This window comes from Rappaport israeli (assembly GCF_001888055.1).
Taxonomy (GTDB): domain Bacteria; phylum Pseudomonadota; class Gammaproteobacteria; order Cardiobacteriales; family Cardiobacteriaceae; genus Rappaport; species Rappaport israeli.
Window position 1 is genome coordinate 221544 of record NZ_LXHZ01000022.1, and the last position, 12185, is coordinate 233728.

Here is a 12185-nt window from a genome sequence, read left to right on the forward strand (position 1 = left end):
TAAAAAGAGTCTCCTAACAAAATAAACAAACTCACCGCATGATTAATCTTTATGCTCATCATTTACAAAAGAAAAAGTCGCGGTATAGCTAATTCTATCCGCTTTAGCCTTTTCAGCTTCAGAGGGTTCGACTTTATAGCTGGCGGCAATAACATTTAATCCTTGATTGCGCACAGCAATTTTTGCCTTTCCTTCAGCGTTAGTCTTTGCAACAACTGTTTCACTATCGCCCACATAATCCCCAATAATGTCTACCCCTTCAACTGGTTGACCTTGATAGTAAACTATCACTTCCACTTCATCTCCCATATGGCTTTCTAGCGCCTCAACCTGAGGCAAAACCACTAATGGCAAGCTAGACAAATCAGCAAGCGCTGGTAAATGATGCGTATGCCCAACCACCCCTATCGCTGTTTTAACAGAATGACTCGCCGATTCAGCTTCTTTCACTTCATTTTTAGGTTGATTAACCCATTTGCCGTCTTTTTGTTTTGTCCAATAGCCGTTATCCATCACCAACGCCACACTAGCAAAACCTTCTTTAGCAAAACGGACATTCTGCCCTGTTTTCTCCACTTTTACATCAACCGCTTTACCATCCTCATCAAACGCTTGTACAAACGTTACTTTCTCAGGATTGTATGCCTCATCGCTTGCACCATGCCCATACACCACCGTTGGCACGTCTAATCGTTGCGCAATCCAAGCGCCATGCGACCAAGCCAAAGGCGCTGTTAATGCGAGTACCGCCGTTAATATTACTTTCTTTTGCATTGTTTTCTCCTGTAATTGCTGGAGCGCGAATTTTATAACATCACAATACTAAATGCAAGTAAAAATGATTCTCAATAAAGAACCTAGCGCTATTAATAATCTTCTAACGCTTTTGGATAGCTGCCCAACACTCGAAACAAACTTGCTTGTGCGCGCATTTCTGCAAACAAATCTTGCAACTGTGATTGATGCCCTTCTAAATCAATAAAAAACACATACTGCCATTTATCTTGTTTATTAGGGCGCGATTCAATGCGCGTCATATTCACACCATAACGTTCAATGGGCTGCAATAATTTATACAGCAATCCTGGTCGATTATTAGCAGATACCAAAATGCTTGTTTTATCATGCCCTGATATCCCCACCTCTTGTTTACCCAACACCAAAAATCGCGTGGTATTGTGCAACTCATCTTCAATGCGCGATAACAAAATAGGCAATTGATAATAATCAGCAGCCGTTTTTCCAGCAATCGCGGCAGCATTGGGTTCATTGGTTGCGCGCCTTGCTGCCTCGGCATTGCTATTTACCGTAATCAACGTTGCATCAGCCAAATGCTCTGCCAACCAACCGCGACACTGCGCCAATGATTGCGCATGCGAATAAACCACCTTAATATCATTTAAATCAGTGGCATGCGTGAGCAAATATTGCTCAATCGGCATTTGCACCTCACTACAAATAGTCAGCGGCGAATGCATCAAGCGGTCTAATGTATGCGTAACCATGCCCTCTGTCGAATTCTCCACTGGCACAACACCATATTGGCATTCATCATTCTCCACCGCCAAAAACACCTCACCAATACTGCGTTTAGGTAAGGTCATCACCGCTTGCCCAAATTGTTTTAACGCTGCTGCTTGTGTAAATGTTCCCTCAGGGCCTAGATAAGCAACATTTAACGGCAATTCTAACGCTAAGCATAGCGACATAATCTCGCGAAATAAGCGCATCACCTGCGCATCTGGCAATGGACCCTCATTAAGCGCTTTAATCCGTTCTAATACCTGTCGCTCACGCTCAGGGCGATAAAAATACCTTGTTTACCTTCGCTTGCTATTTTCGCCTCACCAACCGCCTGCGCACAGCGCGCACGTTGTGAGAGCTTTTGCAAAATTTCTGCATCAAGCGCATCAATTTGTTGGCGCAACTGCGTTAAATCTGCCATTGTTTTTATCCCCTCTCATCATCGCTTGCCTGTCCCATCTCCTCAGCCTCATCAGTCTCATTTTCTTCATTGACCACCTTTGCCACCGCAATAACTTTTTCCGCCTCATTTGTGCGAATTAAGCGCACCCCTTGCGTATTGCGTCCTAACGTTGGAATACCCTCAACGGCGGTACGAATCATCGTCCCGTTATCAGTAACCAGCATAATTTCCTCCCCTGCGCTTACCTGCATCGCCGATACCGCCGCGCCATTGCGTTCAGAGCATACAATCGACATCACCCTTTAATGCCTCGCCCTTTTGAACCATATTGCTCACTACTGGTGCGTTTGCCGTAGCCATTTTCCGTGATGGTTAAAATATCGCCCTCTGCCTCTAATACGCACAAAGCAATCACACGCTGTCCTGCTTCCAGCATCATTCCGCGCACACCTGCCGCACCGCGCCCCATACTGCGCACATTCTCCTCATGAAAACGCACCGCCTTACCCGCATCAGAAAACAACATAATATCCTGCGCGCCATTGGTAATCGCCACATCCACCAGCTCATCTTCTTCTCGCAAATCAATCGCGATAATCCCATTACTGCGCGGACGTGAATATTCTGACAACGCCGTTTTTTTCACCGTCCCGCCTTTAGTTGCAAGCAGCAAAAAGCGGTCATCTGGATAATCGCGCACCGTCAACACCGCATTTAAGCGCTCATCTTTTTCAAAAGGCAATAGATTCACCACAGGCTTACCTTTTGCATTGCGCCCTGCCTGTGGCAATTCGTAGACCTTCAACCAATACACCTTCCCTTTATTGGAAAAACACAACATCGTATCGTGAGTATTGGCTACAAGCAGTTGTTCGACAAAATCCTCTTCTTTAACCGCCGTAACCGAACGACCCTTTCCACCGCGACGTTGCGCCTCATAATCTGATAAGGGTTGTGCTTTAATATAACCCTCATGCGATAGCGTAATCACGCGGTCTTCTTCAGCGATTAAGTCCTCCAAACTCAAATTCACATGACGGTCTAAAATCTGTGTTCGTCGTTGATCATTAAACTGCGCCCGAACCTCACGCAACTCCTCACAAATCACCTCAATCAAACGCTCAGGAATCTGCAAAATCTGCAAAAAGCCCTCAATATCCCCAATAATCGCTTGATATTCGCTTAGAATTTTCTCCTGCTCCAATCCTGTTAAACGATGCAAACGCAAATCCAAAATCGCCTGCGCCTGCTCAGGCGATAAATGATAAGAATCACCATGCATGCCATAACGTTGCGACAATCCCTCAGGACGAGAATTCTCCGCACCAGCGCGTGCAAGCATATCCGCGACCTGCCCAACCGTCCATGCTTGCGCCAAAAGCGCCTCCTTCGCCTGAGCAGGGCCAGCAGATGCCTTAATCAACTCAATCACCGCATCAATATTTACCAGCGCAATCGCCAAGCCTTCCAAAATATGCGCACGCTCGCGCGCCTTACGTAATTCATAAATGGTGCGCCTTGTAACCACCTCACGACGATGGGCAATAAATACATTCAACGTCTCTTTTAACGACAATAACTTCGGCTGACCACCTACCAACGCCACCATATTAATGCCAAAAACTGATTGAAGCGCCGTCATCTGGAATAAATTATTAAGCACCACCTCAGCCACCTCACCACGGCGCAATTCAATCACCATGCGAATGCCATCTTTATCCGATTCATCCCTTAGCGCCGTAATGCCTTCAATCCGCTTATCCTTAACCAACTCCCCGATTTTAATCAGCAACTGCGCCTTATTCACCTGATAAGGCAGTTCATCTACAATAATCGACTGCTTTTGATTGGACTCATCTGTTTCAATATGGGTTTTAGCGCGCATATAAATTCGCCCACGCCCCGTCTCATACGCCTCACGAATCCCTTTTGCGCCATTAATCATCGCACCAGTAGGAAAATCAGGCCCGGGAAGAAAACGCATCAACGCATCAACTTTCGCCTCAGGATGTTCAATTAAATGCAAACAGGCATCAATCGTCTCCCCAATATTATGAGGCGGAATATTAGTTGCCATTCCCACAGCAATCCCCGACCCACCATTAACCAACAACTGCGGATATTGTGTTGGCAACACCGTTGGTTCTTGCAAGCGCCCATCATAGTTAGGAATAAAATCCACCGTTTCTTTTTCGATATCTACTAACAACGCATGCGCAATTTTTGACATCCGCGCCTCGGTATAGCGCATTGCAGCCGCCGCATCGCCATCAATCGAACCAAAGTTCCCCTGCCCATCAATTAACATATAACGCATTGAAAAAGGTTGCGCCATCCGCACCACCGTCGCATAAATCGCACTATCGCCATGCGGATGATATTTTCCCATCACATCCCCAACAATCCCTGCCGATTTTGTATAAGAGCGATTCCAAACATTCCCATTTTTGTGCATCGAATACAACACCCGACGATGCACAGGCTTCAAACCATCACGCGCATCAGGTAACGCCCGCCCAATAATGACACTCATCGCATAATCAAGATACGAATTGCGCATCTCATCTACTAAATTAACGGGTAATACTTCTTTAGCAAAATCGCTCATTAGACAACCTTTATTCCATTCTTATGAAAGACAATCGCAACACCTTATTGATATTGATTAATCAAAGCGCCACGCCAATCGCCAAAACACCATCAGCCTTTAAACGCCAACATCACCAGCATAAAGACTAACAAAACAACCGCGCAGTTTACCACAGACCACACAAGAGCGCGTCTGTATCATTTTTACCACAAGCTAGTCCTTAATAGGGTTCTTAGTACACTTTTCCTTTGCATTTTTGCAACAAAGCGCATATCATGCGCGATGGATAGGTGTAAACCTGTTCGAGGATATGTTGCTAAGACAACTAATCAAAGCAATATATCCAACGAGCTTTTCAACGAACTTGCAAGTTTTGTTTATTGGAGAATCATAAATGAAATTAAACAAACTAATTGCAGCGACTATCATCGCGACTAGCGCTTCAGCAGCCTTTGCATTATCGGCTGATGAAGATTTAACTACCCGTTATGACATTGTTGTTAAAAACAATTTCGGCGAGTGTGTTCAAGTTAACCGCAACATCGTCTCACCTGAGTGTCATGACGTACAAGCACCAGTTGCACAAGAGCCTGTACAAGCACCACAAACTCAAACTGTGATGCAATCTGACGTGATTACTTTAGCAGCTGATACCTACTTTGATTTTGACAAATCCACCCTAAAAGCAGAAGCAAACAAGCCATCCAACAATTAGCTAGTGAACTCAATCAACGTGGCGCTGAAGTTAAAGAAATCACCATCGTTGGTCATACAGACTCTGTAGGAAGTGAAAAATACAACCAAGGATTATCAGAGCGTCGCGCGCGTTCAGTAGGCGACTACATGTTAGAAAACGGCGTCCCTGCTTCACTAATCAAAGCTTATGGTCAAGGTGAATCACAACCTGTTGCAACCAACAAAACCGCAGCTGGTCGTGCGCAAAACCGTCGCGTAGAAATTACTGTTGACGGACAAGTAACTGTTCCTGTAGAAAAAGTTGTTCGTTAATCAATCCTAGATTAATTCGCCGCCTAATCTAAACCCTGCCTCAGCAGGGTTTCTTATTTTCAAAGTCCTTAATCCTTAATCCTCATCAGAATACTTATAAAAATAAAAAAACAGGTCAATCCGACTCCCACTAAACAGCCATGACAGGCAATGGTTACAATCTACAAGCTCTCCAATATTTTTTTATGCGCTGTCTTTGAATAAGTTTGACACAAAAAAGCGCTTTATATCGCGATAAATCTTAATATGCTTGGATGGCTTTTAAAGCTTCGTTAAAGTCAAAGTGTTGCATAATGTCATTCCTTGTTTTCTGGATAGTTTATGGGAGTGACACAGTTTTTTGAACACTACCTAATTTTGTCGGATTACTTACCTGATAGCAGAGACTGTTAATTATTGATATTACGGGCGTAATTTATTGTCTCCTTCGGAATATGCCCAACCTATAACAGCAAAAGTGTCAATAAACCAAAGCAACGCAAATTTCATCAAAAAACGCCCTGATTAGGGCGTTTATACTGAATGCTTCAAACAATCAAAGACTGCGGATAAAAATAATGCTCGATTAGTTAAAGCGCTACAAATCAAAAGCCGCTTCGATAAGCTTTTGTGTGTACTGCGTTTGTGGTTGGTAAAAAATCTGCTCCGCACTTCCGCGCTCAACGACTTGCCCACTTTTCATCACCAACACTTCATCACTCATTGCCCGCACAACTGATAAATCATGACTAATAAATAAATACGACAAGCCATAACGTTGCTGTAAACCACGCAATAATTCTACTACTTTCACCTGAATTGAGCGGTCTAGCGCTGAGGTCGGCTCGTCTAGTAAAATAAACTTTGGCTCTAAAATCAATGCCCGCGCAACGGCAATTCGTTGGCGCTGTCCACCAGAAAATTCATGCGGATAGCGATTAATCATATCAGGTGAGAGCGCTACTTCCTCAAGCATCTGTGCGACTTTTTCTATACGTTGTAGTTTGGATAATTGTGGACGGTGCACCAACAACCCCTCTGCAATAATCTCACCAATGGTCAAACGTGGTGAGAGTGAGCCAAAGGGGTCTTGAAAGACCACTTGCATCTGCGCTTTTTGCAACTGACGCTCACGCGCATTCATTGTTTCAAGCGCCTTGCCTTCAAATTTTACCTCTCCTTCATAAGACAACATCTGCATAATCGCCTTACCCAAGGTTGATTTCCCCGAACCACTTTCACCAACAATCCCAATAGTTTGCCCATCCTTAACCGTCAAAGAAATATCATTGACTGCCGTAAATGTTTTACGCACTTTGCCAAAAAATGAGCGTTCAATGACAAAATCTACGCGAATATTATTCGCCTCTAACAATACTGGCGCTTGCGCTGATACGGGTTGTTTCATCCCTTTGGGCGTTGCATTAAGCAACATACGGGTGTAATCATGTTGCGGGTGAGTAAAGACCGTTTCAATCTGCCCCTCTTCAACAATCTCACCCAAACGCATCACACAGACCGTCTGCGAATAATGCTTTGCCAAACCTAAATCATGGGTGATGAAAATAATCGCCATCCCCATTTGTTGTTGCAAATCATGCAATAAATCTAAAATCTCGGCTTGAATGGTTACATCTAACGCAGTTGTAGGCTCATCAGCAATCAATAAATCTGGCTCATTAATCAGCGCCATTGCAATCATAATGCGTTGCAACTGACCGCCTGAAAATTCATGCGGATAAGCACGCATCCGCTTTTCTACATTACTAATCCCTACTCGCTCTAATAGTTGTTGCGCTTTTAATCTGGCCTGTGCTTTTGTTGCACTCGCATCATGCGTTAACACCGCCTCCATCAATTGCTCACCAATGCGCATAAAAGGATTTAAAGACGTCATCGGCTCTTGGAAAATCATCCCAATGCGCTTACCGCGCAAATCCTGCAACTGTTTATCACTACAGTTTAAAATCGATACCCCATCAAATAAAATTTCCGACGCCTCACCATAGCGCGTAATATTTTCAGGCAAAAGCCGAACCAGAGACATTGCTGTAACCGACTTACCCGAACCACTTTCGCCCACCAATGCCATCGTCTCGCCTTTGCGCACGCTAAAATTAATACCGCGTACCGCATGAAACTCACCATGATTTAAGCGAAAAAATACCGATAAATTCTTAACCTGCAATAATGTTTCTTGAGTCATCTTAGCGGTCCTTCGGGTCTAAGGCGTCGCGCAAACCGTCGCCAATAAAATTAAAACAAAACAGCATCATAGCCAAAATACTTGCGGGGAAAATCAGCGCCCAAGGAGAGGTTTCCATCTGTTGCGCCCCTTCAGAAATCAACACCCCTAAACTTGTCATCGGCTCTTGAACGCCAAGCCCTAGGAAACTTAAAAAACTCTCTGTCAAAATCACCACAGGAATCGTCAAAGTAACATAAACCATCACTGTCCCAAGCGTATTTGGGACAATATGGCGCTTAATAATGCTAAACGACGACACCCCAAGCGCTTGCGCTGCCACAACAAATTCTTTATGGCGCAAACTCATTGCCTGACCGCGCACAATCCGCGCCATCGTCAGCCATTCAATCGCCCCAATAGCAGCAAACATCAATACAATATTGCGCCCAAAAAACACCATCAACAAAATCACAAAAAACATAAACGGCATCGCATATAAAATATCGACAAAACGCATCATCAAATTATCCACACGTCCACCCACATAACCTGCAATAGCGCCATAAAGCACCCCGATTATTAAACTGACCGTTGTTGCACTTAATCCCACCAACAACGAAATGCGCACGCCATACATCGTTCGCACGAATAAATCTCGTCCATTGACATCCGTTCCAAACCAATGCCCATCTTCCAGCTTGGGCCTTGTTGAAACGCACTCCAATCCACCTCATCTAAACCAAATGGGCGAAAATAAGGCGCAAATACCGCCATTAACGCAATAAACGCCAATAGCAACATCGACAACACCGCCGCCTTATTAGCAAATAACCGCTTTGCCGCTCGCGCCCATAAACTTTCACCTTTTGGCGCCTGCGCCACCATTTCAGAGTCTATTTTTGTCGTCATTACGCCAACCTCACTTTCGGGTCTAAAAATGCATACGCTAAATCTACCAACAAATTAAACAGCACAATCAAAAAGCCATAGAACACGACTACGCCCATCACCAACGTATAATCACGATTTAGCGCCCCTTGAACAAAATAGCGCCCCACGCCAGGAATTTGGAAAATCTGCTCAATCACCACTGAACCCGTCAACACCGCCGCCGCCGCTGGTCCTAAATACGACACAATCGGCATCAATGCTGGTTTTAAGCAATGCTTTAACACCACCTGAGAGGCGCTCAATCCTTTTGCTCTTGCCGTGCGCACATGCCCTGCACGCAACACCTCAATCATCGACCCTCGCATCAATCGCGACACATACGCAATCTGCGGTAATGTTAACGTCAACACAGGCAACACCATCTGCTGCCAACTCTCACCCCACCCCCCTGAAGGCAAAATTGTTCGCCCCCACAGGTATAAGGCAATACCGCAAATAACAAAATCATCAACGGCGCCATCACAAACGTTGGCACAGTAATCCCAGCCATCGCCATAGTCATCACTGAATAATCCACCACACTATTTTGCCTAAGCGCCGCCACAATCCCTAAAAAACTGCCAATAATTACCGCCAGCACAATAGAAGTAAACCCTAATTTCATCGATTCAGGAAACCCATAGCCAATCAACTCCGTAACCGTGCGGTCTTTATATTGAAAAGACGGGCCAAAATCACCTTGCACGATATTCCCCAAATAGCGCACAAACTGCTTAGGCAACGGTTCATCTAAATGATACATCCGATTTAAATTGGCTTGAATTTCAGGTGGCAACGTCCGCTCACTATCAAATGGCCCCCCAGGAGCAACCCGAATCATAAAAAATGCCAACGTGATAATAATCAACAACGTCGGAATGGCAATCAACAGTCTTTTAATCACATAACGCAACATGCACAATCCCTCTGTGGGTAAAAAATATAAGAACTTACTAACCTTTCGTTAATAGAAGCAACCATATCATAATTACAAAGCACTAGAATCACAACCATAAATGTGCCATGATAACTCGCGTTAACCTTCACGTAAGGTTAATAACTTCTCAATAATCATCAGGAGAAACTATGTCTTTTAAACAAAATCATATCACCGCAGCTATTTGCGCTGCCCTACTAACTTGCAGTTTTAGCGCACAAGCTGAAATGGTATTTAGAAAAGGCAACGGTGCCGAACCGCAAAGCCTCGACCCACAAATTGCTGAAGGCGTTCCCTCTTCTAATATCTTACGCGATTTATTTGAAGGACTGACCAGTGAAGACGCTGCTGCTAATGTTATTCCAGGACTAGCAGAAAGCTGGGATATTTCCGAAGATGGATTAACCTACACCTTCCATTTGCGTGATGCGCTTTGGAGCGATGGACAAGCTATCACCGCTGAAGATGTTATTTATGCTTGGCAACGCGCTGTTGACCCAGCAGTTGGCTCAAACTACTCTTTTATCCTTTACCCTATTAAAAACGCAGAAGCCATTACCAAAGGCGAAGTTGCAGTAACTGAATTAGGCGCACGCGCCCTTGACGATAAAACTGTAGAAGTAACGCTTGAAGGACCAACGCCTTATTTCATTGGACTACTGACCCATGCAACCGCCTATCCAGTGCCCAAACACGTTATAGAACAACATGGCGACCAATGGACACGCAAAGAAAATCTTGTTTCAAGTGGTGCGTTCAAAATAAGCGAATGGATTCCACAATCTAAAATTGAACTCAACAAATCCGACACTTATTGGGATAAAGCTGTTGTCAAGCTCGATAAAGTCATTTATTACCCCACTGAAGACGAAAACAGCGAACTTAAACGCTACCGCTCAGGTGAGCTAGATTTAACCAATACTGTTCCATCATCACAACTCAAATGGGTTAAAGACAATCTTGCAGATGAACTAAAAATCGTCCCAACTCTTGGTGTGGAGTATTACGGTTTTAACTTGAGCAAAGAGCCTTTTAAAGACAATCTCAAATTACGCGAGGCACTCAATCTTGCCATCGACCGCAAAATACTTACCGAAAAAATCCTTGGTGCTGAGCAAATCCCAGCCTACAGCATTGTTGTCCCTGGAATTAATGGCTATGAAGGCTACAAACCTGAGTGGTCAACATTAGATGATAAAGCACGTATTGAAAAAGCTAGAGCGCTTTATGCTGAAGCTGGCTATAGCAAAGACAAGCCATTAAAAGTTAAATTGTTATACAACACTAGTGATGGTCATAAAACCAATGCCAACGCCATTCGTGCAATGTGGAAAGAAGTGCTCGGGGTAGATACTGAAACCAATAATGAAGAATGGAAAGTCTTTTTAAATACGCGTAAACAAAGAAATACCGAAGTCTTCCGTGCAGGCTGGCAGGGCGATTATAACGACCCAAATACTTTCTTAGATTTATTTGCCAGCAGTTCAGAGCTTAACGACCTTAGTTTGAAAATCCAGAATTTGACGCATTACTCAAAAAAGCTGGGCAGGAACTAGACGCTGAAAAACGTGCGCAGATATTACAACAAGCGGAAAAACTCTTCACTGACAGCTACGCTATCATCCCGCTTTATTTCAAATCAGGTGTGCGGTTAGTCAAACCAAATGTAAAAGGCTTTGAGGCAAATGTTATGCAGCATAACCCCTCTAAATACATTTCTGTAGAGTAAGATAACCTTCAAACAATGCGCCTTTCGGGGCGCATTTTTATTTTAATTATTCTGTGTTATTTCATGCTCTATGCAAAACCTAGTCTCACTCGTGCGCACTTGTTTATACCCTAAATTATTCGTTATCATAGCGCCTAAAATACAACTTTAAAAACTTATGGATACACACAACGCCCTTTCTTTTAAAACCCGCATGACCAGTTTTACTACCGTCAGCGTTAATCCTCAAAATCTCTTAGAATTAGAACTTGCGCTAAGCAAGAAAATGCAAGCTGCACCCAAAGATTTTTTCAGACAGTGCCTTTTGTAGCCGACTTACAACAAGCCACTCACCTAACATCTGATACCTTAGAACAACTCAAACAAACTTTTCAGCACCACGGTTTATTGCTTGTTGGACTAACCAACCATAATCTTGACCCAGACCTACTACTTAAAACAGGATTGGCACATATCGCTACCAGCGTAGCGCCTATACAAGCGCCTCAAAATAACCCTATCTCCAACGACACATCTCAAACCCGCCCAGCCCTCTCCAGTCTTTTAGAAAATCTTTCTAGTAAAACCAAAGTATTAAAACATCACATCCGCTCAGGGCAACGCATTTACGCACCTGAAGGCGATTTGGTGATAATTGGTTTAGTTGGTGCTGGGGCAGAAGTTATCGCAGATGGCAATATTTTTATTTTAGGCGCATTACGCGGACGCGCTTTTGCAGGCGCTAAAGGTGAAAATGATGCTTTTATTTACTGCAATGAGCTTAACGCTGAACTAATTTCCATTGCAGGCAACTATCAGACCATGGAACAACTTGACCTGCATAAGGGCAAAACCAACTGCCTTATCACCCTAGAAAAAGATGAAACCATGACTATAAAAGCTTTATAATCACAAGCT

Annotated in this window: 6 protein-coding genes and 4 pseudogenes; 4 read left to right on the forward strand and 6 right to left on the reverse strand. The window is 43.9% G+C overall.

All coding sequences use genetic code 11. The features are described from left to right. Nucleotides 1–42 precede the first annotated feature (42 nt). From A5N84_RS06525 to gyrA, 3 genes and pseudogenes are all read right to left on the reverse strand, one after another. On the reverse strand, nucleotides 43–774 hold the full coding sequence (locus tag A5N84_RS06525) for a DUF4198 domain-containing protein (protein ID WP_072281717.1): 732 nt from the start codon (nucleotides 772–774) through the stop codon (nucleotides 43–45). 92 nt (nucleotides 775–866) lie between these two features. Continuing rightward, nucleotides 867–1945 (reverse strand): annotated as a pseudogene (gene pheA, locus A5N84_RS06530) (prephenate dehydratase). Between the two features lie 5 nt (nucleotides 1946–1950). Further along, a pseudogene (gyrA, locus tag A5N84_RS06535) lies at nucleotides 1951–4535 on the reverse strand (DNA gyrase subunit A). A 376-nt stretch (nucleotides 4536–4911) separates the two neighbouring features. Here gyrA and A5N84_RS11930 point away from each other — a divergent pair. Both A5N84_RS11930 and A5N84_RS11935 read left to right on the forward strand, forming a co-directional pair. Next, nucleotides 4912–5232, forward strand: coding sequence for a hypothetical protein (locus A5N84_RS11930; protein WP_233120008.1), 321 nt, complete (start codon nucleotides 4912–4914; stop codon nucleotides 5230–5232). After that, a complete protein-coding gene (locus A5N84_RS11935) occupies nucleotides 5220–5525 on the forward strand; it encodes an OmpA family protein (protein WP_233120024.1) in 306 nt (101 codons plus the stop codon). Before A5N84_RS11930 ends, A5N84_RS11935 begins: the two co-directional genes overlap by 13 nt. A 577-nt stretch (nucleotides 5526–6102) precedes the next feature. Here the strand turns inward: A5N84_RS11935 and A5N84_RS06545 are convergent. From A5N84_RS06545 to oppB, 3 genes and pseudogenes are all read right to left on the reverse strand, one after another. Further along, nucleotides 6103–7710 (reverse strand): ABC transporter ATP-binding protein, encoded by a 1608-nt coding sequence (locus A5N84_RS06545; protein ID WP_072281718.1) that lies wholly within the window; start codon nucleotides 7708–7710, stop codon nucleotides 6103–6105. A gap of 1 nt (nucleotide 7711) precedes the next feature. Continuing rightward, nucleotides 7712–8601: pseudogene (locus A5N84_RS06550) on the reverse strand (ABC transporter permease subunit). Beyond that, nucleotides 8601–9538: pseudogene (gene oppB, locus A5N84_RS13470) on the reverse strand (oligopeptide ABC transporter permease OppB). Before oppB ends, A5N84_RS06550 begins: the two co-directional pseudogenes overlap by 1 nt. Nucleotides 9539–9708: 170 nt before the next feature. Between oppB and A5N84_RS06560 the strand changes: the two are divergent. Both A5N84_RS06560 and minC read left to right on the forward strand, forming a co-directional pair. Continuing rightward, a complete protein-coding gene (locus A5N84_RS06560; protein ID WP_233120013.1) occupies nucleotides 9709–11115 on the forward strand; it encodes a peptide ABC transporter substrate-binding protein in 1407 nt (468 codons plus the stop codon). 413 nt (nucleotides 11116–11528) lie between these two features. After that, the gene (gene minC / locus A5N84_RS06565; RefSeq protein ID WP_078055624.1) at nucleotides 11529–12176 is read left to right on the forward strand and encodes a septum site-determining protein MinC; all 648 of its coding nucleotides are present in this window, start codon (nucleotides 11529–11531) and stop codon (nucleotides 12174–12176) included. Nucleotides 12177–12185 lie beyond the last annotated feature (9 nt).